The 24,891-nt window shown below is 59.5% G+C and carries 27 protein-coding genes and 1 tRNA gene; 13 read left to right on the plus strand and 15 right to left on the minus strand.

Going from position 1 to position 24,891, the window contains the following annotated elements; genetic code table 11:
• The 10 genes from G113_RS00005 to G113_RS00050 all read right to left on the minus strand — a co-directional run.
• A partial coding sequence (locus tag G113_RS00005) for an alpha-amylase family glycosyl hydrolase (RefSeq protein ID WP_005890599.1) occupies positions 1–714 on the minus strand: 714 nt, incomplete at its 3' end.
• 4 nt (positions 715–718) lie between these two features.
• On the minus strand, positions 719–1,549 hold the full coding sequence (locus tag G113_RS00010) for an HDOD domain-containing protein (RefSeq protein WP_005890601.1): 831 nt from the start codon (positions 1,547–1,549) through the stop codon (positions 719–721).
• Positions 1,550–1,691: 142 nt separating this feature from the next.
• Complete coding sequence (locus G113_RS00015; RefSeq protein ID WP_005890603.1) at positions 1,692–2,111, minus strand: META domain-containing protein; 420 nt, start codon at positions 2,109–2,111, stop codon at positions 1,692–1,694.
• Between the two features lie 236 nt (positions 2,112–2,347).
• Positions 2,348–3,709, minus strand: coding sequence for a molecular chaperone (gene yegD, locus G113_RS00020; protein ID WP_005890605.1), 1,362 nt, complete (start codon positions 3,707–3,709; stop codon positions 2,348–2,350).
• A gap of 117 nt (positions 3,710–3,826) precedes the next feature.
• The gene (locus G113_RS00025; protein WP_005890607.1) at positions 3,827–4,819 is read right to left on the minus strand and encodes a 2-hydroxyacid dehydrogenase; all 993 of its coding nucleotides are present in this window, start codon (positions 4,817–4,819) and stop codon (positions 3,827–3,829) included.
• 166 nt (positions 4,820–4,985) lie between these two features.
• Entirely contained in the window at positions 4,986–5,666 is a 681-nt protein-coding gene (locus G113_RS00030) for an SDR family oxidoreductase (protein ID WP_040318778.1), read from the minus strand.
• 68 nt (positions 5,667–5,734) lie between these two features.
• Positions 5,735–6,196, minus strand: a complete 462-nt coding sequence (locus G113_RS00035; protein ID WP_005890611.1) for a CreA family protein — start codon at positions 6,194–6,196, stop codon at positions 5,735–5,737.
• 19 nt (positions 6,197–6,215) lie between these two features.
• A complete protein-coding gene (locus tag G113_RS00040) occupies positions 6,216–6,599 on the minus strand; it encodes an Mpo1-like protein (protein WP_236611688.1) in 384 nt (127 codons plus the stop codon).
• A 122-nt stretch (positions 6,600–6,721) separates the two neighbouring features.
• The gene (locus tag G113_RS00045; protein WP_005890614.1) at positions 6,722–7,585 is read right to left on the minus strand and encodes a hypothetical protein; all 864 of its coding nucleotides are present in this window, start codon (positions 7,583–7,585) and stop codon (positions 6,722–6,724) included.
• A gap of 184 nt (positions 7,586–7,769) precedes the next feature.
• A complete protein-coding gene (locus G113_RS00050) occupies positions 7,770–8,156 on the minus strand; it encodes a TraR/DksA family transcriptional regulator (protein ID WP_005890616.1) in 387 nt (128 codons plus the stop codon).
• Positions 8,157–8,620: 464 nt separating this feature from the next.
• On the opposite strand from G113_RS00050, the gene G113_RS00055 reads away from it, so the two are divergent.
• The 9 genes from G113_RS00055 to G113_RS00095 all read left to right on the plus strand — a co-directional run bounded on the left by G113_RS00055 (position 8,621) and on the right by G113_RS00095 (position 17,693).
• Positions 8,621–9,952 (plus strand): glutamine synthetase family protein, encoded by a 1,332-nt coding sequence (locus tag G113_RS00055; protein ID WP_005890618.1) that lies wholly within the window; start codon positions 8,621–8,623, stop codon positions 9,950–9,952.
• A 66-nt stretch (positions 9,953–10,018) separates the two neighbouring features.
• Complete coding sequence (locus G113_RS00060; RefSeq protein ID WP_005890620.1) at positions 10,019–11,377, plus strand: aspartate aminotransferase family protein; 1,359 nt, start codon at positions 10,019–10,021, stop codon at positions 11,375–11,377.
• 53 nt (positions 11,378–11,430) lie between these two features.
• Positions 11,431–12,528: an extracellular solute-binding protein gene (locus tag G113_RS00065; RefSeq protein ID WP_005890622.1), complete on the plus strand. Its 1,098-nt coding sequence runs from the start codon at positions 11,431–11,433 to the stop codon at positions 12,526–12,528.
• Between the two features lie 134 nt (positions 12,529–12,662).
• Complete coding sequence (locus tag G113_RS00070) at positions 12,663–13,724, plus strand: polyamine ABC transporter substrate-binding protein (RefSeq protein ID WP_236611691.1); 1,062 nt, start codon at positions 12,663–12,665, stop codon at positions 13,722–13,724.
• A gap of 78 nt (positions 13,725–13,802) precedes the next feature.
• On the plus strand, positions 13,803–14,957 hold the full coding sequence (gene potA / locus G113_RS00075; RefSeq protein WP_005890626.1) for a polyamine ABC transporter ATP-binding protein: 1,155 nt from the start codon (positions 13,803–13,805) through the stop codon (positions 14,955–14,957).
• On the plus strand, positions 14,954–15,859 hold the full coding sequence (locus tag G113_RS00080; RefSeq protein WP_005890627.1) for an ABC transporter permease subunit: 906 nt from the start codon (positions 14,954–14,956) through the stop codon (positions 15,857–15,859). Before potA ends, G113_RS00080 begins: the two co-directional genes overlap by 4 nt.
• Complete coding sequence (locus G113_RS00085) at positions 15,856–16,698, plus strand: ABC transporter permease subunit (RefSeq protein WP_005890628.1); 843 nt, start codon at positions 15,856–15,858, stop codon at positions 16,696–16,698. Before G113_RS00080 ends, G113_RS00085 begins: the two co-directional genes overlap by 4 nt.
• A 43-nt stretch (positions 16,699–16,741) precedes the next feature.
• Positions 16,742–17,449, plus strand: a complete 708-nt coding sequence (locus tag G113_RS00090) for an MOSC domain-containing protein (RefSeq protein ID WP_005890629.1) — start codon at positions 16,742–16,744, stop codon at positions 17,447–17,449.
• A 167-nt stretch (positions 17,450–17,616) separates the two neighbouring features.
• Positions 17,617–17,693, plus strand: a tRNA-Pro gene (locus G113_RS00095).
• A 248-nt stretch (positions 17,694–17,941) separates the two neighbouring features.
• Here G113_RS00095 and G113_RS00100 read toward each other — a convergent pair.
• Positions 17,942–18,469 carry an AbiTii domain-containing protein gene (locus tag G113_RS00100; RefSeq protein ID WP_005890630.1) on the minus strand — a complete coding sequence of 176 codons (528 nt, stop codon included), beginning with the start codon at positions 18,467–18,469 and terminating at the stop codon, positions 17,942–17,944.
• Between the two features lie 120 nt (positions 18,470–18,589).
• Complete coding sequence (locus G113_RS00105) at positions 18,590–19,054, minus strand: thioesterase family protein (protein WP_005890632.1); 465 nt, start codon at positions 19,052–19,054, stop codon at positions 18,590–18,592.
• Positions 19,055–19,178: 124 nt separating this feature from the next.
• On the opposite strand from G113_RS00105, the gene recQ reads away from it, so the two are divergent.
• Positions 19,179–21,014, plus strand: a complete 1,836-nt coding sequence (gene recQ / locus G113_RS00110; RefSeq protein WP_005890634.1) for an ATP-dependent DNA helicase RecQ — start codon at positions 19,179–19,181, stop codon at positions 21,012–21,014.
• 17 nt (positions 21,015–21,031) lie between these two features.
• Here recQ and G113_RS00115 read toward each other — a convergent pair whose 3' ends face one another.
• The gene (locus G113_RS00115) at positions 21,032–21,334 is read right to left on the minus strand and encodes a c-type cytochrome (RefSeq protein WP_005890636.1); all 303 of its coding nucleotides are present in this window, start codon (positions 21,332–21,334) and stop codon (positions 21,032–21,034) included.
• A gap of 104 nt (positions 21,335–21,438) precedes the next feature.
• Between G113_RS00115 and G113_RS00120 the strand changes: the two genes are divergently transcribed.
• From G113_RS00120 to G113_RS00130, 3 genes are all read left to right on the plus strand, one after another.
• A complete protein-coding gene (locus tag G113_RS00120; protein WP_005890637.1) occupies positions 21,439–22,866 on the plus strand; it encodes a protein adenylyltransferase SelO in 1,428 nt (475 codons plus the stop codon).
• Between the two features lie 55 nt (positions 22,867–22,921).
• Positions 22,922–23,215: a DUF3630 family protein gene (locus G113_RS00125; RefSeq protein ID WP_236611689.1), complete on the plus strand. Its 294-nt coding sequence runs from the start codon at positions 22,922–22,924 to the stop codon at positions 23,213–23,215.
• Between the two features lie 104 nt (positions 23,216–23,319).
• The gene (locus G113_RS00130) at positions 23,320–23,994 is read left to right on the plus strand and encodes a 7-cyano-7-deazaguanine/7-aminomethyl-7-deazaguanine transporter (RefSeq protein WP_005890642.1); all 675 of its coding nucleotides are present in this window, start codon (positions 23,320–23,322) and stop codon (positions 23,992–23,994) included.
• Positions 23,995–24,041: 47 nt separating this feature from the next.
• Here the strand turns inward: G113_RS00130 and G113_RS22100 are convergent, their stop codons facing one another.
• Complete coding sequence (locus G113_RS22100; RefSeq protein ID WP_152435908.1) at positions 24,042–24,275, minus strand: 50S ribosomal protein L32; 234 nt, start codon at positions 24,273–24,275, stop codon at positions 24,042–24,044.
• A gap of 45 nt (positions 24,276–24,320) precedes the next feature.
• Positions 24,321–24,806 carry a ribonuclease E activity regulator RraA gene (gene rraA / locus G113_RS00140; RefSeq protein ID WP_005890643.1) on the minus strand — a complete coding sequence of 162 codons (486 nt, stop codon included), beginning with the start codon at positions 24,804–24,806 and terminating at the stop codon, positions 24,321–24,323.
• Between the last annotated feature and the right edge of the window lie 85 nt (positions 24,807–24,891).

Here is a 24,891-nt window from a genome sequence, read left to right on the forward strand (position 1 = left end):
GTTGCGGGTCAACTCGGCCAGCCGTTCGTTGCTGCCCAGATGGGGATCGACCCTGTGGTAGTCCTGGGTATCGTACTTGTGATTGCTCGGCGAGGCGAAAATGGGGTTGAGGTAGAGCGCCGTCACCCCGAGGGACTGCAAATAGTGGAGCTTGCCGTCTATCCCCGCCAGATCGCCGCCATAGAACTCGCTGCTGGCGGTGCCTTCCCCCTGCTGGCTGACCGGCTCGCCCCAGGCCTTGCTGATCACCGCCTTGCCGCCGTACTCGTATTCGTGATGGCGCACGCTCAGGGAGGGATCGCCGTTACAGAAACGGTCGGGGAATATCTGGTAGAACACCTGATCCTGCACCCAGCTGGGGGGCTGGTGGCGGACGTTGAAGCGAAAGTGCTGCTCGCGGGGCGGCACGGCGGGGCTGATGCCGGCACCGTGCAGCCACCATTGGCCCTCGTCGGTCAGGCACTTGAAGCAGTAGAGCTGCAGATCCTGGCTCTGGGCCAGGGGCAGTCTGACCTGCCATATCTTCAGCCTGTCCCGGGTCGCGACCGGCGTCATGGCCAGCAGGTACTCCTCGTTGTCCGGCTCGTGGCGCAGCCAGATTTCGCGAATGGGGGCAGCCTGCTCGCAGAACAGGGTCAGCAGCAGGGAGTCGGACCCTTCCTGAAACCAGGGGGCCGCCTGAGGGTGAAACAGAAACGGGATATCTTGGGTCATAGGCTCATTGGGTCAGGAGTTCGGCGAGGGCATTGCCCTGTTCGTGGAGCGTCTCGAGCTGCGTCGCCAGTTGGCTGACGTCCAGCCCGAGGGGCTTGGCCAACTGGGTCGGGAAGCGGGCTATGATGGTCTGGGCCGGAACGCCGGCATGCCAGGCAAAGGAGATGAACACCGCCAGCCGGATCAGCAGGGCGTCACGACTGACGGGCTGATGGGCAAGGGGGTCGAGTTGCTGGTCGATGGCGACCACGAAGGCGGGTGCAAGTTGCCAGCGCCGGGCCAGTTCGGCGCCGAGCTGGGCATAATCGTAACCCAGCATCTCGCGCTGGGCTTCGACCCGGCTACTGCCCTGCTGCACCGCCAGATGGATAAGCTCGGCCTCTTCGGGCAGGGCACTCTGGATCAGCAGCTCACCAATGTTGTGGATGAGGGCGCAGGTGAAGGCGGTCTCGGGATCCATCTCTTTGGCTTGCTGGGCCAGGATGCGGGCTATGGTGGCGACCTGGAAGGTCTCGGTCCAGAAGCGGTGCTTGTCGAAGCTGGGGGGGGCTTTGAAGCTGCCAATGATGCTGGATGCAACCACCAGAGCGCGCAGGCGGTTGAAGCCGAGCCGGATCACCGCCTGCTCGATGGAGGTGACCTCTTTGCCCCGGCACAGGGCGGCGGAGTTCGCAAGGCGAAGTACCTTGACGCTGATCACCTGATCCATGGTGATCTTGGCGGCTATCTTGTCGATCTGGGCATTTTCATCGCCGAAGCTCTGCATCAGCTCGTGAAGCAGCTGGGGTATGGTGGGCAGTTGCTTAATCTTGTCAAACAGGTGATCCATCGACATGGGGGCCGCCTCCGTTGCGTGCACTGCCCATATTGTGCCACATACTAGGACCTTGTTCCTGATGCGCAGTCCATTATTACGCGACGGCGATACCCTGGCCTTGTGTCCGTTCAGGGCGCCGCTGTGGTGGCGAAGGCCGCGCTCAGTAGACCCAGTCCCGCAACTTGTATTCCAGTCGGTGCCGTTTTCCCTGCAGGATCAGCCGCTGGGTGTCGCCTTCCAGGGTGGCCCCCTGTTGCAGGGTGTCGAGCACCGCCTGCTCTATGGTGTCGAGGGGCGCCAGGCAGGCCATGCTGGTGCTGCCCAGATTGTTGACCTTCAGTCGATCACCCTTGAGGCGGCCCTGGCCGAAATAGCGGTTGCAACCGGCGATGCCGTTGACGGTGAAGTGTTCGCCTATCTCGAGATCCGGTCTGTTTCGGGCGGGTACTGTGATGGGCTGGTCATCCAGTTTGTCCAGCACCCAGTGGTGGTGCATGAGATCCTGGCGGCTCAACTGGGGGGCCGAACTGCAACCGCCAAGCAGTAGCAGGGCGAGCACCAGCAGCAAAAATCTGTACATGGGAGGGCTCCGGTAGTGAGTGCCCTAAGGATAGCGTCAGCGAGCGGGTGGGGGCAGGGGCACAGGGCGGGCCCCCGACCGCTTCTGTCGCCCCGAGACGCCGCAAGCACCTCTCATGACGGGATTGGTGTCGATAGCAGCCCAGCCAGGCGCCACTGGCTGGAAAAAGAGGCGGTGACCCCGGGGTCGCCGCCTCTTCTTGCTTTTTTGCCGCTGCGGGCCTGAGCGCAGTTGGGTCAGGAACCAAACAGGCGCTCGGCGTAACGGGCCAGGCCGGATGCGACCGAGCCGAAGTCATCGCCGCCATCTACCGGAATAGCGGGCAGTTTGGCGTTGATATAGGCCTTGATGAGGGGGGAGCGGGCGCTGCCTCCGGTGACGAAGACGCGATCCGGCACTATCCCGGCGGCGGCAATGGCTTCGTCCATCAGCTCCCCTATCTTCTCCAGCAGAGGAGTCGCGGCCGTTGCCAGCTGATCCCGGGTCAGATCGGCGTGCAAATCCCGCTCCAGCTCGGTCAGCGGCTGCTGGCAGCTCTCCTGGTCGGAGAGGCTGATCTTGCCCTGCTCGGCGCGCCAGACCAGCTGGTGGCTGAGTTTATGGGCCCGCAGCCTGACAAGGCGTGCCAGCTTGCTGCCGGGCTTGCTGTCGAGCTGCAACTCTTGCAGGGATCTTGCCGTTTCCAGGCTGTAGAAGCGGCTCTGGGCGCTGACATCATTGATGGCGGCGGCATCCCAGAAGAGGGGATGGGGCAGCGGTTTGCCGGTCTTGAGGGTTTCGTGCATGCCGAGCAGCGGCATCATGCCCTCGACCGTGAGGCGGATATCGAAGTCGTTGCCGCCGATGCGCTGGCCACTGTGGCCGAGCAGATCGCTGCTGCGGTCCAGCCTGTCTCGATAGCCGGGGCCCATGCGCAGCATGGAACAGTCGGTGGTACCACCACCGATATCCACCACCAGTACCACGGCATCCTCGCTGAGGCGTGCCTCGAATTCGAAGCCGGCGGCCACGGGTTCATAGAGGAATTCCACCTGCTCGAAGCCAGCCAGTCTGGCGGCCTCGCTCAGGATGGCGATGGCCTGGCGGTTGCTCTCCTCCCCTGCCAGTCCCTGGAAGTTGACCGGGCGACCTATCACGGCGCTGCGCACCGGCTGGCCGAGCTGCTGCTCCGCCTCTTGCCGCACGTGCAGCATCATGGCGCAGACGATGTCTTCAAACAGAGCTATCTGAGGCGGTTTGAGGCCGTAGGCACCGAGGAAGGACTTGGGCGACTTGATGTAGTAACCCTCATCCGGGGCTTCCAGATAGCGCTCCAGGGCTGCACCACCGAAGCTGAGTTCGTCAATCAGCCCCTCGTCCCGCATCTGGCGGCGTACCGACTGGGCACGCTGCACAACTGGGCCGCGCAGCTTGAGGTAGCTCTGTTGCTGCGTCGGGGAGAGCCCTTCGGCGAGTAGACCGGCGATGGCATCCCTGTGCGGAGCGTGCAGGGTAGAGGGCAGGTAGTGGGAGGTGCCGAGGGACAACAGTCTGGGGCTGCCTTGCTCCATTACGGCGACGGCGCAGTTGGATGTGCCGTAATCGAATCCGATAATCATGGGCGGCGGGCTCCTGTGTAAAAAGGGGCCGGACAGCCTAACGAATTGCGCCGACTCTCACAAGTCGGCGCTGGATATTAGAAAGGGCGGGGCTAGCCTGCCAGAGGCGAGCCTGGTTCAGGCATCGACCTCGTTGGGACAACTGCCGCTCTGCTCGATAGCCTGGAGATTGCCGAGCGTGGTGTCGGCGATGGCATGCAGGGCTTCACGGGTCAGGAAGGCCTGGTGGCCGGTGAAGAGCACGTTGTGGCAGGCGGAGAGGCGGCGGAACACATCATCGGTGATCACCTCGTTGGATTTGTCTTCGAAGAAGAGATCCTCTTCTTCTTCATAGACATCCAGACCCAGGGCGCCGATGCGAGAGGTCTTGAGGGCCTCGATGGCGGCATTGGCGTCGAGCAGGCCGCCCCGGCTGGTGTTGATGATCATCACCCCGTCCTTCATTTTGGCGAAGGCCTCCTTGTTCAGCAGGTGGTAGTTATCCTTGAACAGCGGACAGTGCAGACTGATGACGTCGGACTGGCGCAGCAGGGTGTCGATGTCCACGTACTCGGCCCCCAGATCGATGGCGGCCTGATTCGGATAAGGGTCGCTCACCAGCAGGCGCATGCCGAAGCCCTTGAGGATGCGCAGGGTGGCGATGCCGATCTTGCCGGTGCCGACTATGCCCGCGGTACGGCCGTGCATGTTGAAGCCAACCAGCCCTTCCAGGGAGAAGTTGGCATCGCGGGTACGCTGGTAGGCCTTATGGATGCGGCGGTTGAGGGTCATCATCAGACCGACGGCGTGCTCGGCAACCGCCTCGGGGGAGTAGGCGGGTACCCGCACCACTTTCAGGCCAAGCTCCTTGGCGGCGACCAGGTCGACGTTGTTGTAACCGGCGCAGCGCAGGGCGATCACCTTGGTGCCATATTGGGCCAGTTCGGTCAGCACTTCCCGGTCGGCGTCATCGTTGACGAACAGGCAGACCACGGGGAAGCCATGGGCGAGGCGCGCCGTCTTGGCTTCCAGCCGCACATCGAAATATTCCAGTTCGAAGCCGTACTGGTCGTTGGCCTGGTGAAAGTGTTCCTTGTCGTAACTCTTGGTACTGAACAGGGCGACGCGCATCGTTGAATCTCCAACTTGGGTTATGTGGTTAATTTACAACAAGGATGCGGGCGCAGCACCTGAAACCGGCGCCAACTTGCCTCGTTCGTGAGCGGCTGACCGTCATGGCGATGAAAACTAACCAGACAATCTCGCAGGTGTTGCGCCGGGCGGCAACACGCCGGACTTACTCCACCTCCACCGGTGGGCGGAAAGTCATCTCGTGCATCACCACATCGTCTGGCAGGTTGAGCAGTTGGACCAGGGTGCGCGCCACGCTGGCGGGCTGCATGTATTGCGGCCTGGCCTGGGCACGAAAGCCGGTATCTGTGCCACCCGGGTAGAGAGTCGTGACCTTGATGCCATAGGGCTGGGCCTCCTTCATCATCACCTGACTCAAACCGGCAAAGCCTTGCTTCATGGCGGTATAGACCCCCATGGTTTCGCTGCTGCGCTTGGCAACCGTGCTCACCACGTTGATCAGGTAGCCCTGGCCACGAGGCTGCATCGACTTGAGCGCCTCCCGTGCCAGCAGGTAGGGGGCGCGCAGATTGATGGCGTATTGCAGGTCGAACTCCTCCAGAGTGGTGTCAACCAGGGGGGCCTTGCGGGTATTCATGCCGGCGTTGTTGATCAGCACATCTATGGGGCCAAGGGCCTGTTCGGCGCTGGCGTAGAGGGCGAGCAGGGCGGCGGGGTCGGCCAGATCCGCGGTCTCCCCCAGGCAGCCAGTCTCTTGCTTGAGGCGGGTGAGGGCCTCCTGATTGCGTCCGGTGGCAAAGACCCGGTAACCCTGCCGGGTCAGTTCTTCCACCAGGGCATAGCCTATGCCGCTGGTGGCGCCTGTCACCAAGATGGTCTGGTACATCTGCAACTCCATATTCTGTTTAACAATCAGGTTTGGCATCGGGGAGTTCCCTGTGGCAAGGCAGTACCTTATCCCCAGGGCATGATGGGTACGGCGCTGACCGCGCTCTTGTAGGAGCCGTCGATCAGCTTGGTGCTGTAGGTGAGATAGACCAGGCTGCCCCGCTTCTTGTCAAAGAAACGCACCACTTTCTGCTCCTTGAACACCAGGGACGTGTTGACGTCGAATACCTCCTCCCCCTGTTTGAGCTTGTCCGGCACGGCAATGGAACCGGTCTGATGGCAAGAGAGCGAGGCGTGGGAGGGATCCTCAGCCAGACCCAGTCCTCCCTTGACACCGCCTGTCTTGGGACGAGCCAGGTAACAGGTGACGCCGGCGATATCCGAGTCATCGAAGGCCTCGATCACTATCTTGTGATTGGGCCCGAGCAGCTTGAAGGCGGTGCTCACCTCACCGACGGTATCTGCCTTGCCATGGGCCAAGGCGGGCAGCAGCAGGGCGGTAGCCAGCAGAGTGTTCAGGAAACGCATGTATTTCTCCAGAGCGGCATCAATAGCGGAGGTGCAGCCGTCGATAGAGACTCGCCAGCAGCCAGGCGGGCCCGATCAGCAGGTACTGCAAGTCGGTGAAAAAGGCGGGGTGCTTGCCCTCGAGGCGATGGCCGACAAATTGGGCCAGCCAGCACAGCACAAATCCCCCTAGTGCCCAGGGCCAGAGCGGTGCAGGGCCCGGTTGGCAGAGCCAGAGGCCGAGGGCGGTTAGCAGTGTCATGCCGAGAAAGAGTGGCAACAAGAGGCGCAGGCAGCAGAGCAGCACCGGGATGGCGACCAGCATGACCCAATCGAGGGGGGCTGGCCGAGGGCCTCTTGGCAGCGACCAGAGTAGCGCCAGGCAGCACAGATAGATGCACTGCCAGCTTGTGAATAGCGACATTGATCGGCTGGGTGTGGCGCTTGGCGTATTCGGCAAACCAGGTTTCCATCGATTTCATGAGCGCGGCTCCTTGCCGGTCGTCCGTTGCCCGTCCCGATACTGGACGTTTGCTGATGACGTCGTTATTGGCCCTGGACCGGGGGATAGTCCCAATACTGGGCAGGTATGCTGCGCAGCAAGGGGGTCATGTCCGGGTTGGCCAGCTTGATGGTAGTGCGATTGGCCAGATTGGCGCTGGCCAGGGCGGTGCGAATGGCCGGGTTCTCCCGGAAAAAGCGCATGAAGCTGCCATCGGCGTAGGCGGATTCCAGCCCCCGGGTCAGGGCCTTGGCCAGCTTGGGGTATTGGGGGCTGACAAAGAAGAACTCGGCGAAGGGGTAGCGGATCAACAGGTGTTGCTCTACCACCAGATTTGGATATTGGCTCGTTAGCTCTCGCTGTTCGGCGAAAATCTCCACCAGGTTGCGCGGGAAGAAGTCGAGCCGGCCCCCGTCATTCATCAGGCGAAATAGATTGGTGAAACGGGTCATGTAAGTGGGAATGCCAGCGGCCTGATAGATCTTGTTGTCGGCCCAGCCGATGCCTTGGGCCGCACGCATTTTCTTGAGCTGCTCGAGAGTCTCTATCTGGCTGAACTTCTCCTGATCCTTCTCGTGGATGAAGGAGAGCCTCAGCCCTTCCAGGCCACGAAACAGCGGCACGGGCACCGCCAGCAGAGCAGACTCCAGGGCGCTCGAGGTACCCATCCAGAACACATTGATGGTCTTGCCGGTTTTGAGCTGCTGTTGCAGGGTGAACTGGTTCAGATCGACATCGACCTGCTCAATCTTGAATGCTTGCCCCGAGTGGCGCAGGGCCATATCCAGCAGCTTGAGCTGATAGTCACCATCGAGGTGGTTGATGGGGCGCTTGGGGATCTTGACCACGAGATCTTGCGCCTGGGCCAGCAAGGGCAGGCACAGACACAGGGTGATGAGCCATTTCACGGTCTGCTCTCCTGAAGAGTCTGGGAAACTGTCCGGAGTCTAACAGAATAAAGGGCCATCGCCTCGTGTGGGGCGCTAACTGGCTGGTTGGCGATGGATGGGGACTGGCGACGGGCACCGGATGGCAGGGAAGGGAAGAGGGCAAACAACCCGGCCCCGGTGCATGACCTGGGCCGGGCATATATCAAGCGACGCGGCGGAAGACGTGAGTGTCGTTGAATTCCTTGGTGCTCTGGCATTCGACGCAGTAACGGGATTCCGGGCGGGCTTGCAGGCGCTTGAGAGAGATCTCGTCGCCGCAGGACTCGCAGTAGCCGAAGTCGCCCTCGTTGATGCGACGGATGGCTGCCCTCAACTTGCGCAGGTGCAGCTTGTCGTGCTCGATACGGTTGAGCTCCAGGCGGCGGGCCTCTTCGATGCTGGCCCGGTCAATTTCATCAGCCATCTCGTTGGTATCGGTGGCGATGGCCTGGCTGGCCTGGGAGTTGAGGCGCTCTTCGAGTTCTGCAATTTGCGCCTCCATCTGTCCCTTGTAGTAGGCCAGTTGGTCTTTTGTCATGAAATCACACATAAGGTTTACCAGTCAGTTACTAACCCAATTTTCCGTAGTTATGGGGGCGGTCTGCGCGCAGTCCAAGCCCTGTGTCCTCGATTTACCACTGTTGTCGATGAAAAGCGTGTAAATCAGGGCGGGCCTTGTACCAAAAAAACGGCAGCAAGCAAAGCCCGGTGAACGAGGAGTGTGCGCCTTTGCAAATAATCGGTGGCGAGAAGACGGGTTCTGACTGAGCACGAGGCGTTGCGACGATCCTTGTCGGTGCAGGTTGGAGCCTGGGATTTGACTGGCATGAGTGTTTAGTATTTCGTATCGACATGGTCATTATCTAGACCGTTATTTATTGTTTTTTAAACAGAGCTGCTTGACAGACGCCATAACGGCGGGCTTTTATGGAGTCGGAGATTACATATCTGCAACAGGGGTGTTCCATATATTAGACACCCCTGCCAATGGCAACCGTCAAGTCGGGGTTTAACATGGACAGTATCAAGGGTTGGATGGATGCCAACCGAATCACGGAAGTGGAATGTCTGATACCGGATTTCACCGGCAACGCCCGGGGGAAGATAATTCCGGCCAGCAAGTTTCTGCGTGAGGGTGGCATGCGCCTGCCCGAAGTTATTTTCATCCAGACAGTGACCGGGGACTACCCGGATGATGACAGCATGATAGACCCGCTGGAGCGGGACATGCACCTCTTCCCCGACCCCAACACCATACGTTTCGTGCCCTGGGCGCTGGAGCCCACCGCGCAGGTGATCCACGACTGTTTCGACACCAGCGGCAACCTGATCGACATAGCGCCACGTTCGGTATTGCGCCGGGTGCTCTCCTGCTTCGACAAGCAGGGCTGGAAACCCGTGGTTGCACCCGAACTGGAGTTCTATCTGGTCAAGCGCAACGAAGATCCTGACTATCCCCTGGTGCCCCCCATTGGCCGCAATGGCCGTCCGGAGACAGCCCGCCAGTCATTCAGTATCGATGCGGTCAACGAATTCGATCCCATCTTCGAGGACATGTACGACTACTGCGAGGCGCAGAATCTGGAGGTGGATACCCTGGTTCACGAGTCCGGTGCCGCCCAGATGGAGATCAACTTCCTCCATGGGGATGCCATCGAGCTGGCCGATCAGGTGTTCCTGTTCAAACGCACCATGCGTGAGGCCGCGCACCGCCACGGCATCTACGCCACCTTTATGGCCAAGCCCATGAGCGACGAGCCGGGTTCGGCCATGCATATCCACCAGAGTCTGGTTGATAGCGAGGGGCGCAACCTGTTTGGCACCGAGAATGGCGGCAACACCGAACTCTTCCTGCATTTCATCGCCGGCTTGCAGAAATACACGCCGGCCGTGACGGCGCTGCTGGCACCGAACGTCAACTCCTACCGCCGCCTGACGTTCGGTGAGAGTGCGCCACGCAACGTGCAATGGGGGGTGGAGAACCGCACCTGCGGACTGCGGGTTCCTTACTCGGACGCCAATGCGCGTCGGGTCGAGAACCGCTTCGCCGGTGCCGATGCCAACCCTTATCTGGCTCTGGCTGCCACCCTGGCCTGCGGTTTTCTCGGCATGCAGGAGAAGCTCATGCCCCTGCCCGAGATGAAGACCAGCGCCTATGACTTGCCCTATAGCCTGCCGCGCACTCTGGAGGAGGCCCTGAGCCACCTGGAACATTGCGATCCCATCAAGGAGATGCTGGGTGAGCGCTTCGTCGAGGCCTTCGTTGCGGTCAAGCGCAAGGAATACGAGACCTACTTCGGGGTGATCAGTCGCTGGGAGCGTGAATTCCTGCTGTTGAACGTCTAACCCCACACATCAGGGGAGGCCGACAGGGTCTCCCCCGCTCATATCGAAGGAACCGAGGAGCAATTCATGTCGAATACCAAAGAGTGGCAGCAACAAGACGCCAGCCACCATCTGCACCCCTTTACCCATTTTCAGGCCCTGAACCAGAAAGGCAGCCGCATCATCACCGGGGCGCAAGGGGTCTATCTCGAAGACTCCGAAGGGCACAAGATCCTCGATGGCATGGCGGGTCTCTGGTGCGTCAACATGGGTTATGGCCGCCAGGAACTGGTGGACGCGGCCACCAAGCAGATGCAGCAGTTGCCTTATTACAACCTCTTCTTCCAGACCAGCCACCCGCCTGCGGTGCAGCTTGCCACCCTGCTGGCCGAGGTGACGCCGGCCCACCTCAATCGCGTCTTCTTCACCGGGTCTGGTTCCGAGTGCAACGATACTGTGCTGCGCATGGTGCGTCACTATTGGGCGAGCCTGGGGCAACCGGACAAGCAGGTGATCATCAGTCGCCATAACGCCTACCACGGATCCACTGTGGCCGGTGCCAGCCTGGGCGGCATGTCTGGCATGCACGCCCAGGGCGGTCTGCCGATCCCGGGCATAGTGCATATCGATCAGCCCTATCACTTCGGTGAAGGCCAGGGCATGAGCCCCCATGACTTTGGGCTGGCACGGGCTCGCCAACTGGAAGAGAAGATCCTGGCGCTGGGGGTGGACAAGGTGGCGGCCTTCATCGGCGAGCCCATTCAGGGCGCCGGGGGCGTCATCATTCCACCGGACAGCTACTGGCCCGAGATCCAGCGTATCTGTGACAAATACGGCATCTTGCTCATCGCCGACGAGGTGATTTGCGGCTTTGGCCGGACCGGCCACTGGTTTGCCAGTGAGGGATTTGGCATCAAGCCCGACCTGATGTGTCTGGCCAAGGGGATCACTTCGGGCTACCTGCCCATGGGGGCCGTCATGGTCGGCGACAGGGTCGCCAAGGTATTGATCGAGCAGGGCGGCGAGTTCAATCACGGTTTCACCTACTCGGGTCATCCGGTTGCCTGCGCCGTGGCCATTGCCAATATCCAGCTTATGCAAAGTGAAAGCATAGTTAAGCGGGTGCATGATAGTATCGGCCCCTATTTGCAGCGTCGCTGGAGCGAACTGGCTGATCATCCCATCGTTGGGGAAACCCGGGGCAAGGGTTTGGTGGCCGCGCTGGAAATAGTGCAGGACAAGGGGACAAATGCTCGCTTCCCGGCCTCGGCCAATGCGGGTATGACCTGTAGAGAGTTCTGCTTTAACAATGGCTTGGTGATGAGGGCTGTCGGCGATACCATGATCATATCGCCCCCCTTGGTGATCACCGAGGAACAGGTTGATGAATTGGTCGATTTGGCCAGGCGCAGTTTAGATCTGACGGCAGAGAGGCTGGCAGGTTAATCGAGCCCTGGCCCGATTGCCGTGCGCATACATTTGCTTAGGAGACAAGGATGATGTCTTTCAAAACAGGAATGCTGGCCGCCTCCATGGCGCTGGGTCTGTTCAGTGCCGGTGCCATGGCCGATGACAAGGTGCTGCACGTCTACAACTGGAGCGACTACATAGGGCCTACCACCCTGGAAGACTTCCAGAAAGAGACGGGCATCAAGGTCATCTATGACGTGTTCGACAGTAATGAAGTGCTGGAAGCCAAGCTGCTGGCAGGGAGTTCCGGTTACGATGTGGTCGTGCCGTCCAACCCTTTCCTGGCCAAGCAGATAAAGGCGGGCGTATTCCAGAAGCTGGATAAGACCAAGCTGCCGAACTGGAAGAATCTGGACACCTCTTTGCTCAAGGCTCTGGAGCCGAGCGATCCGGGCAACCAGTACTCCATCCCTTATCTGTGGGGCACCATCGGCTACGCCTACAACATCGACAAGGTGAAGGCTGCGCTGGGTGCGGATGCGCCGGTTGACTCCTGGGATCTGGTGTTCAAGCCAGAGAACATGGCCAAGCTGAAAGAGTGCGGCGTCTCCTTCTTGGATTCGCCGACCGAGATGCTGCCAGCCGCGCTGAAATACCTGGGCTACAAGCCCGACAGCCAGGACAAGAATGAGCTGAAGAAGGCCGAGGAGCTGTTCCTCTCCATTCGCCCTTATACCGCCTATTTCCACTCCTCCAAGTACATCTCGGATCTGGCCAACGGCAATATCTGTGTGGCCGTCGGCTACTCGGGTGATTTGCAACAGTCCAAGTCCCGGGCGATTGAAGCCAAAAATGGCGTCAATCTGACCTATGTCATCCCGAAAGAGGGGGCTGGTAGCTTCTTTGACATGCTGGCCATTCCGGCAGATGCCAAAAACGTCGAGTCCGCCCATGTGTTCCTCAACTACCTGATGAAACCCGAGGTGATTGCCAAGGTTTCCGATGCGGTCAGTTATCCGAGCGGCAACAAGGCCTCCGTGCCCCTGGTTTCCGCCGAGATCCGCAACGATCCGGGCATCTACCCGAGCGACGAGACCCTGGCGAAGATCTACACCTTCCCGGATCTTCCCGCCAAGGTGCAGCGTGTCATGACCCGCAGCTGGACCAAGATAAAGTCCGGCAAGTAACCGCAATACCCCTCCCGGTCTGCCGTTTGGCCGGGAGGGTACCCACCCAGGTGGGCAGACGACCGTATGGATGCGGAACCTCTCTTCCAAGGACATAAAGGAGTTAAGACGTGCACATTTCCAAGATAATGACGATGACCCTGACACTGGGGTTGGCAAACGCAGCACTGGCCCAGCCGGTGGTGCATTTTTACAACTGGTCTGACTATATCGGTGAGACCACCCTCAGTGACTTCCAGAAGGCGACAGATATCGAGACCGTCTATGACGTCTTTGATTCCAACGAAACCCTGGAAGGCAAGCTGCTGACAGGGCGCACCGGTTACGATCTGGTGGTGCCGTCCAACAATTTCCTCGCCAAACAGATAAAGGCCGGCGCTTTCCAGACATTGGACAAGTCCCTGCTCCCCAACATGGTCAATCTGGAACCGACTCTGATGCACCAGCTTGAGAAGGCGGATCCGGGTCACCTGTATGCGATCCCTTATCTGTGGGGCACCAATGGCATTGGTTATAACGTCGACAAGGTGAAGCAGGTACTGGGGGTCGACAAGATAGACTCCTGGGCGATGCTCTTCGAGCCGGAAAACATCAAGAAGCTGACCCAGTGCGGTGTGGCTTTCCTCGATTCCGCCGACGAGATGATCCCGGCCGTGCTCAACTACCTCGGCAAGGATCCCAACAGTCACGAGCCCGCCGACATCAAACTGGCGGAGCAGAAGTTGCTGGCGGTACGTCCCTATGTCACCTACTTCCACTCTTCCAAGTACATCTCCGATCTTGCCAACGGTAACATCTGTGTCGCCGCCGGTTTCTCGGGTGATGTGCTGCAGGCGGCCTCTCGGGCTGAAGAGGCGGGCAAGGGCATCAAGATCGCCTACAGCATTCCCAAGGAGGGCGGCAACCTTTGGTTCGATATGCTGGCGATCCCCACCGATGCCAGCAATGTGAAAGAGGCCCATGCCCTGATCAATTATCTGCTTACGCCAGAGGCGATAGCCAAGGTGAGCGATTATGTGGGCTACGCCAACCCCAATGCCAAGGCGGGACCTTTCATGGATGAGAGCGTCCGTGACAACCCGTCCGTGTATCCCCCTCAGGATGTGCTGAAGCGGCTCTATGTGCAGGAGGCACATCCCCGCGCAGTACAGCGCCTGATGACCCGGAGTTGGACCAAAATCAAGTCCGGGACCTAACCTTGGCGCCCGCTTGGGCGCCAGTTGTTTTTATGGATTGACCCTCTGGTCACTATTTCAAGTCGGGAGTGAGTGGTAATGGCAATAGCCTCCAGCGCCTATAAGAAAGCCCTCGAGGGCAGCCAGCAACCCAAAGAGGTGCTGGTAAAAATAGACAGGATCAGCAAGCAGTTCGATGAGACCCTGGCGGTCGACAATGTCTCGCTGACCATCAACAAGGGCGAGATCTTTGCCCTGCTCGGCGGTTCCGGCTCGGGGAAATCCACCCTGTTGCGGATGCTGGCAGGCTTCGAGCGCCCAACTGAGGGGCGGCTCTTCCTCGATGGGGTCGACATCACCGACATGCCGCCCTACGAGCGTCCGATCAATATGATGTTCCAGTCCTACGCCCTGTTCCCGCACATGTCGGTGGCCCAGAACATCGCCTTCGGCCTCAAGCAGGACGGTCTGGCCAAGGCCGAGATTGACGCCCGGGTCGAGGAGATGCTCAAGCTGGTGCAGATGAGCCAGTATGCCAAGCGCAAACCCCATCAGCTCTCGGGCGGCCAGCGCCAGCGGGTCGCCCTGGCCCGCTCTCTGGCAAAACGCCCCAAGCTGCTGCTGCTCGATGAGCCTATGGGGGCACTGGACAAGAAGTTACGCTCTCAAATGCAGCTCGAGCTGGTGGAGATCATCGAACGGGTGGGGGTGACCTGCGTCATGGTGACCCATGATCAGGAAGAGGCCATGACCATGGCCGAGCGCATCGCCATCATGCACCTGGGCTGCATCGAGCAGATTGGCAGCCCGAAAGACATCTACGAGACCCCGGTCAGTCGGCAGGTGTGTGAGTTCATCGGCAACGTCAATCTGTTTGATGGCTTGCTGGTGGCGGATGAGCAGGATCATGCCATCATCGCCTGTGTGGATCTGGAGCAACCCATCTATGTGGGTCACGGCATCAGCTCTCGCGCCGAGAACAAGAAAGTCTCCTACGCTCTGCGCCCCGAGAAGCTGCTGATGAGCACTCAGAAGCCAAGCGAGCTCGAGCATCCCGACTTCAACTGGACCAAGGGAGAGGTCTACGATATCGCCTATCTGGGCGGTCATTCCGTTTATCACATCCAGCTGCCCTCGGGCAAAATTGTGCAGGCCTTCATCGCCAATGCCGAACGTCACGGCAAGCGGCCAACCTGGGATGACCAGGTGTTCCTCTACTGGGAAGATGACAGCGGCGTGGTATTGCAATCATGACCCCACTGAGACGACTCAAGCGGTTAGGGGGCCGCCAGCTGGTGATCGGCATCCCCTTCTTCTGGCTGTTTCTCTTCTTCCTGCTGCCCTTCATCATAGTGGTGAAGATAAGCTTCGCCGAAGCGGACGTGGCCATACCTCCTTACACAGACGTGGTGAGCTGGGCCGATGATCAGCTCACCATCTTGCTGAATCTGGGCAACTATGTGCTGCTCGGCGATGATGATCTCTATCTGGCGGCCTATCTGGGATCGCTCAAGATGGCGTTCTTCAGCACCCTCATCTGCTTGCTGGTTGGCTACCCCATGGCGTATGCCATCGCCCGGGCCAGCAAGGAGAATCAGACGGTACTGCTGCTGTTGATCATGATGCCGACCTGGACTGCCATCCTGATCCGGGTTTATGCCTGGATGGGTATTCTTAGCAACAATGGCCTGCTCAACGGTTTCTTGATGAACATGGGGCTCATCAGTGAACCCATCCAGATCCTCAATACCAACCTGGCGGTTTATATCGGCGTGGTTTACTCCTATCTGCCCTTCATGATCCTGCCGCTCTACGCCAACCTGGTGAAGCACGACATGAGTCTGCTGGAAGCCGCTGCCGACCTGGGTTCGAGCGACGTCAACAGCTTCTGGAAGATCACTGTACCGCTCTCCAAGAACGGCATCATTGCCGGCTGCATGCTGGTGTTCATTCCAGTGGTGGGCGAATTTGTCATCCCCGAACTGCTCGGCGGTCCCGAGACCCTGATGATCGGCAAGGTGATGTGGCAGGAGTTCTTCAACAACCGTGACTGGCCCGTAGCCTCGGCCCTGGCCGTAGTCATGCTGGTAGTACTGATCATTCCTATCATTCTGTTCAACCGTAACCAGGCCAAAGAGCTGGAGGGCAAGGCATGAAGCGCATCAATTTTCCCAGCCTGATGCTGGTGCTCGGCTTGCTGTTTATCTACCTGCCCATGCTCATCATGGTGATCTACTCCTTCAACGCCTCCAAGTTGGTGACTGTCTGGGGAGGCTGGTCCCTGAAGTGGTATTTTGGGCTGCTCGAGAATACCCAGCTGATGACGGCCGTGATGCGCTCTCTGGAGATCGCCTTCTACACCGCCATCGCCGCGGTGGCATTGGGTACCCTGGCCGCCTTCGTGCTGACCCGCATTGCCAACTTCAAGGGGCGTACGCTATTTGGCGGCATGGTTACGGCCCCCCTGGTCATGCCTGAAGTGATCACCGGTCTGTCGTTGTTGTTGCTGTTCGTGGCCATGGCCCAGCTGGTTGGCTGGCCTGCCGAACGCGGCATGATGACCATCTGGATCGCTCACACCACCTTCTGTACCGCTTATGTGGCTGTGGTGGTGTCGGCGCGGTTGCGGGAGTTGGATCTCTCCATCGAGGAGGCGGCCATGGATCTGGGTGCCAAACCCTGGAAGGTGTTCTTTCTGATCACCATCCCCATGATTGCTCCTTCGCTGGCCGCTGGTGGCATGATGTCGTTCGCCCTGTCGCTGGATGACTTGGTGCTCGCCAGCTTCGTCTCCGGGCCTGGCTCCACCACGCTGCCGATGGAGGTATTCTCTGCGGTGCGCCTGGGGGTCAAGCCGGAGATCAACGCGGTGGCGAGCCTGATATTGCTCTCCGTCTCCATCTTCACCTTCACCAGCTGGTTCGTGATGGCCCGGGCCGAGAAGCGGCGCCGGGCGGAAATCTCCCAGATGCTGCAGATGCAGTCGGTGACCTGAGTCTGATAAGATCCGCATTCTCTCGTCAATCAGGAGGATGAGAATGCGGATTTCCCTCTTCAGTGGTCATGGTGCCGAGCTGGCTCCCGGTCTTGTCAGCGCAATCCACAAGTCAGCGGTGACGGACGACGTTTTTTGCTCCTTTCTGGGGCTGAGCGGCGACGAGCAGACCGATACTCGCCATCACGGCGGCATCGAGCGCGCCCTGCACTACTACCCCGCCGAACATTATTCCTGGTGGCAGACCTGGCAACAGGCCATGGCGCTTTCCGAGCCCAATACTCCCTGGCAACCGGCTGCCTTCGGTGAAAATATCTCCGGGGTTGGTTTGACCGAAACCGATGCCTGCATCGGTGATGTCTATCGGCTCGGTGAGACTCTCATTCAGATCAGCCAGCCGCGATCTCCCTGCTTCAAGCTCAACCTGCGCTTTGGTTATGCCCAGCTCTCCCAGGTGATGCAGCTCAGTGGCCGCTGTGGCTGGCTGCTGCGGGTGTTGGAGGAGGGAGTGATAGCGCCGGATGCCGAGTTGATCCTGGTCGATCGCCCCTATCCTGCCTTAAGCGTGAAGCGCTGCGCCGACATACTGTTCAATCAGGTGCGCAATGAAGATGATCTGCTGCTGCTCACCGAGACTCCGGCACTGTCTCCCGGTTGGCGGCAGCATGCGGCCCATTGGTTGGAGCATGGCACTGTCGCCGACTGGCGCCGTCGTCTACTGGGGCCGGAAGCGTTTCGCCCTGTGATATGAGCATTACTGGGATGACTCGGCTGACCGAGATGCGCCTGTTTGGACGGGGTGATGACGCACAACGCCCATCGTGCAATCATTGAGCTAACCATGGCTTTTTTGTACGTTAACTGAAAAAAGACTTGTGCCTAGTGCGGGCTTTAGGTAAATTCTCGCCCCGCAGACATCGGTGTGTAGCGCAGCTTGGTAGCGCACTTCGTTCGGGACGAAGGGGTCGGAGGTTCGAATCCTCTCACACCGACCATATTTAGAAAAGGCCGCTCAATAGAGCGGCCTTTTCGCATTCTGTCATTCGGCAATGTTCCACTTGGCCCTCGGTATTGCACTCGCAACCCTGGCTCTCCCTTCATCTTTGCCTCGCGTGAAGAAAAAGTAGGGCCACCGCTCGGTGGCCCTGGGTGAGACCTGTGGTAGATCCCGTGATCTTTCAGATTTTAACTCGCTCACTATGGGTCTTGTCTATGGTGCCCTCCTTGCGCGCCAGGCGCTCACTCAGATATGCCAATGGCTGTGCTGCAACGCCTTGAAGCTGTGTTGTGGTTGCAGAGCCGCGTGCTTGGGATACTCACTGATGAAGTGTTCAATGCCTTCCATCAGTCGCATCCGCAACGAAGAAACGGGCTCGTGCCAGGCTTGCAGACAGAGGTGACCGGGGATCAACAAGGCTTGGTATTGCTTCTTGAGATCGACGGGCCAAGGCTCTATACCGGAACTGGGATGCAGTAAATAGTGGGCGGCAGGGGCGCGGGCATAAATGAACTGAACATTGGCCAAATCGCGTTGGCATAGCGTTTGACTGCCGATATGGCAAGTCAGATAGCGTCCTGTGTTCAGATCCAGAAAGTGACCACGTTGCCGACAGGGGACGATGCGGTACCAGGGCAGTTGAGCATCCGGGGCATAGCCCTGAAGCTCCTGTTCAAGCCAGTGGCGACACTCGGGTGTCTGCACCTCATTGCACATGGACTCAAGTTGCTGCAACAAGACACTGGGTGATGCAACTGCCAGACTCGCACTCATCTCCTTCTCCCTTTTGCATGACAATCCCGACTTCCAGTATGGACCCGATGATGACGAGAGGGAGGGGAATCTAATGATTAAAAATGGATTAGCATCGCTGTTTTTATGCAATCAAGGCGTTTAGCCAACCAGATAAGTGCCGGTGCCGAAGGCGATATGAGTCCCCTCTTCATTGTGCAGCTCCATGCGGGCAACGGCTACCTTGCTGCCGGATCGGATGATGTGGGCGGTGGCGATAAACTCGGTGCCCCGGCCAGGGCGCAGATAGTCCACCCGCAGGTCTATGGTGCCGAGGCGGGAGAAGCGCTCCTTCAGATAGCTGGGGGAGAACTCCTCCAGTTCATCGAGGCAGGAAGCGGCCACTATCATGCCCCCTGCCACATCAAGCAGGCTGGCGGTGACGCCGCCGTGCAAGATGTTGTGGAAGGGGTTGCCGACCAGTTTCTCCTCCATGCTGATACGCAACTCGACCCGTTCGAAGTCGTAGTGGGTCACCCGGATGCCCAGCAGCTGGTTGAATGGCATCTGCTGGGCAAACAGTTTGGCAATGCCACCGAGCGCCATCTTTTTCATCATCTCTTTCATCGATCAATCCCTGAGCAAGCCGAGTAAAAACTCCAGCCAGTCTGCAACAAGGAATTAACATCCGCAATGGCAGGTTTATTGTGGGGGCCCGCTGCTTTAGAATGGCGGCCCCAGAGGAGAGACCATGACCGCCATCGCCGATACCTTGCCCGATTCTCCGCCAGAGACTCCCCTCAGCCTGTTGCAGGCGGTATTCGGCTACCAGCAATTTCGGCCGGGCCAGCTGGAGATCATCGAGCAAATCATCGCGGGACGGGACGGTCTGGTGCTCAAGCCGACCGGCGGTGGCAAATCCCTCTGCTACCAGATCCCGGCGTTGCTGCGTCCAGGTCTGGGAGTGGTCGTCTCTCCCCTTATCTCCCTGATGAAGGATCAGGTCGATAGCCTGCGAGCGAACGGAGTCGCCGCGGCCTACATCAACTCGGCCCTGAGTCGAGAGGAGCTGATCCAGCATTTTGCCGCCATGCGCCGGGGCGAGATCAAGATAGTCTACGTCTCCCCCGAGCGGTTGCTGCAGCACGAATTCATGGACCGTCTGGCACAGCAGCCCCTCGGGCTGTTCGCCATCGACGAGGCGCATTGCGTCTCCCAGTGGGGTCACGATTTTCGCCCTGAGTATGCGGCCCTCGGCCGTCTTAAGCAGTGGTTCCCTCAGGTTCCCGTCGTGGCGCTCACCGCCACCGCCGATGAGGCGACCCGGCGCGACATATTGCACCGCCTCGAGTTGCAGGACCCCTTCGTCCACACCGCCAGCTTCGATCGCCCCAACATCCGTTACAGCCTGGTGGAGAAATACAAGGCGGCAGAGCAGCTGCTGCGCTACGTGCAGGGTCAGAAGGGCAACTGCGGCATCGTCTATTGCTCCAGTCGCAACCGGGTGGAGGAGGTGGCCGAACGCCTGGTTCGCCATGGCAGCAAGGCGGCGCCTTATCATGCGGGGTTGCCTCTGGAACAGCGCCAGCGCACCCAGGAAAATTTCCTCAAGGATGACATCGAGATAGTGGTGGCGACGGTGGCGTTCGGCATGGGCATCGACAAGCCGAATGTGCGCTTCGTGGTGCACTACGATGTGCCCAAGAACATCGAATCCTACTACCAGGAGACGGGCCGGGCTGGGCGCGATGGTACGCCGGCCGAAGCTTTGCTGCTCTATGACCCCGCCGACATTGGCCGGGTGCGTCGTCTGCTCGACAACATCGAGAACCCCCAGCAGTTGCAGGTGGAGCAATACAAGCTCAACGTGATGGCGGCTTTTGCCGAAGCCCAGACCTGCCGTCGTCAGGTGCTGCTCAACTATTTCAGCGAGTACAACGACAAGCCGTGCGGCAACTGCGACATCTGCCTGGATCCTCCCCAGAGCTACGACGGCAGCGAGGATGCCCAAAAAGCGCTCTCCTGCGTCTGGCGGGTGGGGCAGGCGTTCGGTGTGGGCTACGTGGTCGAGGTGCTCAGAGGGTCGCTCAACCAGCGCATCAAGGACCATGGCCATGACAAGCTGTCGACTTATGGCATCGGCAGGGATCAGAGCCACGAATATTGGATGAGCGTTATCCGCCAGCTGATCCACAAGGGGCTGCTGACTCAGAACATCACCCGCAACCTGGTGTTGCAGCTGACCGAGGCTGCTCGCCCCGTACTGCGCGGCGACGTCAAGCTGGCGCTGGCGGTGCCCCGCTTGCAGCCAATCTCCAGCCGCAAGGAGAAGCGCAATGGTCTGCTCGACAACGCCAACTATGACAAGCGGTTGTTCAAGGAGTTGCGTGGCCTGCGCAAGCAGATCGCCGAGCAGGAGGAGGTGCCGCCCTATGTGGTGTTCAACGATGCCACGCTGGTGGAAATGGCCCAGCTGATGCCGATGACCGAGGCTGAACTGCTGGCGGTCAATGGCGTCGGTCAGCGCAAGCTGGAGCGCTTCGGCGAGGCCTTTATGGACCTCATCATCGACTATTGCCGGCGATAGGGGCTGGGCGTCGCAGGTTATCTCAAGCTGGAGTAGTAGGCTGCCAGGTTCTCCATGTCGGCCTCGGTGAGCGGTACCATGAAGGGGGCCATCAGCGGCTCCTGACGGCTGCCATCCTTGAAGGCTTTCAGCTGCTTCAGCAAGTAGGCGGGCTGCTGGCCAGCCAGATGGGGATAGTTGGGGAGCATCGCCTTGCCGGCCACCCCATGACAGGCGGCGCACACCACCGCCTTCGCCTGGCCCGCCTCGATATCGGCAGCCTTGGCCTGATGTCCCCACGCTGCAACCAGCAGCGGCAGGAGATATATCCATTTGTGCATCTTCTTTTCCTTGAATGAAATTGGGCCATCGCCCGTTGGCCGGATTGGGCTGGCGGCGGTATAACAGAGTGACACGAGCATACGCAGGGACGAATCGCACCACCATGAAGCTGATCAATACTTTCGCCGCCGAATTGCCCTGGGCCTGTGAACCGGTGGCGCCCCAGCCCCTGGCCAACGCGCGCCTGCTACACCTCAATCGCCCCCTGCTCGCCGAACTGGGCTTGGCCGGAGTGACGGATGCCGATTGGCTCGCTTGCTGCGGCGAGGCCAACCCCTTGCCAGGCATGGAGCCCGTGGCTCAGGTCTATGCGGGCCATCAGTTCGGCGGCTACAGCCCGCGTCTGGGCGATGGTCGTGCCCTGTTGCTCGGCCAGCAGCGGACTCCCGGGGGCGGGCTCTGGGATCTGCATCTGAAGGGGGCGGGCAAGACGCCCTTCTCCCGCTTTGGTGATGGCCGTGCCGTGCTGCGATCCAGTATCCGCGAGTACCTGGCCTCCGAGGCGCTGCATGCCCTCGACATTCCTACCACCCGCGCCCTGGTGCTGGTTGGCAGTGACGAGCCTGTCTATCGTGAGACGGTGGAGACGGGAGCAACCGTCTTGCGCACCGCTCCAAGCCATATCCGCTTCGGTCAGTTCGAATACTTCGCCTGGAGCGGTCAGGGGGCGCGGATCCCGGCCCTCATCGATTATCTGCTGCGCCATCATTTCCCCGAATTGGAGAGCGGCGCCGAGCTGTTTGCGGAGGTGGTGCGTCGTACCGCCCGTCTGATCGCCAAGTGGCAAGCGGTTGGCTTTACCCATGGCGTGATGAACACGGACAACATGTCCATCCTGGGGCTGACCCTGGACTATGGCCCCTATGGTTTCATCGATGGCTACGAGCCCGACTTTGTCTGCAATCATACCGACAGTGGCGGCCGTTATGCCTTGAGCCAGCAGCCTGCCGTGGGTTACTGGAACCTGCAGAAGCTGGCCCAGGCCCTGGCGGATCATGTGGACGGCGAGGCCCTGGCCGCGGCACTGGGTCAGTACGAACATCATCTGATGCTGCACTACTCCGAGCGGATGCGCGGCAAGCTGGGGCTGACGCAGTGGGAGGAGGATGATCCCAGCCTGTTCCGCCAGATGTTCCAGCAGCTGGCGGCGGACAGGGTTGATTACCACCTCTTCCTGCGCCGCCTGGCCTTGCTCGAGCCGAGCGGTCCTTGGCCCGCTCCCCTGCTGGCCCTCCTGCCCGATGCCGGATCCTGGCAAGGGTGGTTGACCAGCTATCGTGAACGTCTCGCCCGGGAGGGGGAGGATAGTGGGTCGCGCCGTGCTCGCATGAACCAGCTCAATCCCAAATACGTGCTGCGCAATGCCCTGGCCCAACAGGTGATAGATGCGGCCGAGCGCGGTGACATGGCGCCCTTCGAGCGACTTTATGCTGCGTTGCAGCATCCCTATGCCGAGCAGAGCGAATTCGAGGATCTCGCCACGCCGCACCCCAGCTGGTATCAGGGGGAGGCGCTCTCATGCAGCAGCTAAATCCGGGCCAGAACAGACCCCTGGATCGGGTAGGCGTATATGGCTGGGAATGTCTATGTCATTGAACTGGCAGTTGATTGGAATGGATGAGGCGAGCGGCACCTTGTTGCTGGCCCACCACAATCTCGATTGGGACAACTTCCCGGCCCTGGCTGCCGGTCTGCTGGATGAGTGGGAATTGGAGCTGCTCTTGCAAGATAGCGGCGCTGATCGTCACAGTTGGCAACTTGGCTTTGAAGGTACGCGTATCTGGCTGCATTTTGAGCATTACAGTGGCTGCTGGCTCAGCGCCGATGACGAGGAGGGGCGTGCAACGCTGCGCTGGCTGAGTCAACGGTACAAGGATTGAACTATGGCGCGGGGGGCGTATAATGCCGCCCCTCGATAACTGCCGTATTAGCGCCATGGTGGTGCTATGGGTTCCCTAACCCCATTAACCAAAAAGGTCACAATATGAACCTGACCCCTGCTCAGCACCAGACGGCGCTGACGCGACTCGCGTTGTTCCACATACTGATCATCGCCAGCAGCAACTACCTGGTGCAACTGCCGATCACCATTTTCGGTTTTCACACCACCTGGGGAGCGTTCAGCTTCCCGTTCATCTTCCTGGCCACGGATCTCACTGTACGGATCTTCGGCGCCGGTCTGGCGCGCAAGATCATACAGAGGGTGATGATGCCGGCATTGCTGGTCTCCTATGTGCTGTCCGTGCTCTTCTTCGAGGGCAGTTATCAGGGCATAGCCAATCTGGCGACCTTCAATCTGTTCGTGGCCAGGATTGCCTTGGCCAGCTTCATGGCCTATCTGATCGGCCAGTTCATGGACGTGATAGTGTTCAACCGGCTGCGGCTGCTCAAAGCCTGGTGGGTCGCACCGGCGGCATCGACCCTGATCGGCAATCTGGTCGATACCCTTGCCTTCTTCAGCATCGCCTTCTGGCGCAGTGACGATCCCTTCATGGCGGAGCACTGGGTCGAGATAGCGACCGTGGACTATGTATTCAAGCTACTGATAAGCCTTGGTTTGTTCGTACCGCTCTACGGCGTGTTGCTGCGCTATCTTAGCCGCAAACTGGTGGGGGATCCCAATCCTGCTGCCCTGCAGGGTGAGGCGCGCAATGCCTGATACCCAGGCTTGTCAGCAGATATGCCGCATTGGCCACCTCAGGGTGGTCAATTTTTTTGCACATTTTTGGCAATATCGAGAAATAAGAGTTGCCAATTCAAATGAGAATGATTATTGTTAACTTGCGTTCCGGGATAGACCCCATCAGTTCCAACATGGTGACTTCTTGTGAAAGCACGACATTGCTCACATTGCTTCCAGTTATAGGGCCAGTTCTTCTGGCCCTCTTTTTTTGCCAGTTTTCCTGCACTTTCCAGGTCTTTACCCCGGCTTTCACCCATAAAAAATGGGAGCCATGGGCTCCCATTCTGCGAACGTGAATCCGCTTATTCGATATCCAGCGGTTCGGGGGAGAGAATGACCCCGGTGGTATCGGCGTAGAGGTGGTCATCCGGCAGGAAGGTCACGCCGCCGAAGTTGACCGGCAGATCCGTTTCACCCACATCCTTGCTGTCGGCACCGACCGGTATGGCGGCCAGGGCTTGAATGCCGATATCCAGCTCTTCCAGCACGTCGACCTCACGCACGCAGCCGTAGCAGACGATGCCTTCCCACTCGTTTTCTGCCGCCGTGGTTGCTATGTCGCTGTCGATCAGCGCCCGACGCATGGAGCCACCGCCATCGATCAGCAGCACGCGGCCGACGCCGTTTTCCTTGACCATCTCACGGATCAGACCGTTGGATTCGAAGCATTTGACTGTGGTGATAACACCACCGAAGGAGGCGCGTCCGCCGAAGGAGCAGAGCATGGGTTCGAGTACATCGACCATGTCCTGATAGATGTCGCACAGTTCTGAAGTATTGTATTCCATTGTGTCAGTCCACCGCTGGAAACAGGTGGATCCAGTATAGGGACTGGGCCCGGCATTTCAATGAATATTCCTTGAACAACAAGTG

The sequence above is a fragment of the Aeromonas molluscorum 848 genome (assembly GCF_000388115.1).
GTDB lineage: Bacteria > Pseudomonadota > Gammaproteobacteria > Enterobacterales > Aeromonadaceae > Aeromonas > Aeromonas molluscorum.

Excerpts from the sequence above, each read along its gene's own strand:
- G113_RS00010 (WP_005890601.1), bottom strand. The coding sequence starts at position 1,549 with ATGTCGATGGATCACCTGTTTGACAAGATTAAGCAACTGCCCACCATA.
- G113_RS00015 (WP_005890603.1), bottom strand. The coding sequence starts at position 2,111 with ATGTACAGATTTTTGCTGCTGGTGCTCGCCCTGCTACTGCTTGGCGGT.
- yegD (WP_005890605.1), bottom strand. The coding sequence starts at position 3,709 with ATGATTATCGGATTCGATTACGGCACATCCAACTGCGCCGTCGCCGTA.
- G113_RS00025 (WP_005890607.1), bottom strand. The coding sequence starts at position 4,819 with ATGCGCGTCGCCCTGTTCAGTACCAAGAGTTACGACAAGGAACACTTT.
- G113_RS00030 (WP_040318778.1), bottom strand. The coding sequence starts at position 5,666 with ATGTACCAGACCATCTTGGTGACAGGCGCCACCAGCGGCATAGGCTAT.
- G113_RS00035 (WP_005890611.1), bottom strand. The coding sequence starts at position 6,196 with ATGCGTTTCCTGAACACTCTGCTGGCTACCGCCCTGCTGCTGCCCGCC.
- G113_RS00040 (WP_236611688.1), bottom strand. The coding sequence starts at position 6,599 with ATGTCGCTATTCACAAGCTGGCAGTGCATCTATCTGTGCTGCCTGGCG.
- G113_RS00050 (WP_005890616.1), bottom strand. The coding sequence starts at position 8,156 with ATGTGTGATTTCATGACAAAAGACCAACTGGCCTACTACAAGGGACAG.
- G113_RS00055 (WP_005890618.1), top strand. The coding sequence starts at position 8,621 with ATGGACAGTATCAAGGGTTGGATGGATGCCAACCGAATCACGGAAGTG.
- G113_RS00060 (WP_005890620.1), top strand. The coding sequence starts at position 10,019 with ATGTCGAATACCAAAGAGTGGCAGCAACAAGACGCCAGCCACCATCTG.
- G113_RS00065 (WP_005890622.1), top strand. The coding sequence starts at position 11,431 with ATGTCTTTCAAAACAGGAATGCTGGCCGCCTCCATGGCGCTGGGTCTG.
- G113_RS00070 (WP_236611691.1), top strand. The coding sequence starts at position 12,663 with ATGACCCTGACACTGGGGTTGGCAAACGCAGCACTGGCCCAGCCGGTG.
- potA (WP_005890626.1), top strand. The coding sequence starts at position 13,803 with ATGGCAATAGCCTCCAGCGCCTATAAGAAAGCCCTCGAGGGCAGCCAG.
- G113_RS00080 (WP_005890627.1), top strand. The coding sequence starts at position 14,954 with ATGACCCCACTGAGACGACTCAAGCGGTTAGGGGGCCGCCAGCTGGTG.
- G113_RS00085 (WP_005890628.1), top strand. The coding sequence starts at position 15,856 with ATGAAGCGCATCAATTTTCCCAGCCTGATGCTGGTGCTCGGCTTGCTG.
- G113_RS00090 (WP_005890629.1), top strand. The coding sequence starts at position 16,742 with ATGCGGATTTCCCTCTTCAGTGGTCATGGTGCCGAGCTGGCTCCCGGT.
- G113_RS00100 (WP_005890630.1), bottom strand. The coding sequence starts at position 18,469 with ATGAGTGCGAGTCTGGCAGTTGCATCACCCAGTGTCTTGTTGCAGCAA.
- G113_RS00105 (WP_005890632.1), bottom strand. The coding sequence starts at position 19,054 with ATGAAAGAGATGATGAAAAAGATGGCGCTCGGTGGCATTGCCAAACTG.
- recQ (WP_005890634.1), top strand. The coding sequence starts at position 19,179 with ATGACCGCCATCGCCGATACCTTGCCCGATTCTCCGCCAGAGACTCCC.
- G113_RS00115 (WP_005890636.1), bottom strand. The coding sequence starts at position 21,334 with ATGCACAAATGGATATATCTCCTGCCGCTGCTGGTTGCAGCGTGGGGA.
- G113_RS00120 (WP_005890637.1), top strand. The coding sequence starts at position 21,439 with ATGAAGCTGATCAATACTTTCGCCGCCGAATTGCCCTGGGCCTGTGAA.
- G113_RS00125 (WP_236611689.1), top strand. The coding sequence starts at position 22,922 with ATGTCATTGAACTGGCAGTTGATTGGAATGGATGAGGCGAGCGGCACC.
- G113_RS00130 (WP_005890642.1), top strand. The coding sequence starts at position 23,320 with ATGAACCTGACCCCTGCTCAGCACCAGACGGCGCTGACGCGACTCGCG.
- G113_RS22100 (WP_152435908.1), bottom strand. The coding sequence starts at position 24,275 with ATGGGTGAAAGCCGGGGTAAAGACCTGGAAAGTGCAGGAAAACTGGCA.
- rraA (WP_005890643.1), bottom strand. The coding sequence starts at position 24,806 with ATGGAATACAATACTTCAGAACTGTGCGACATCTATCAGGACATGGTC.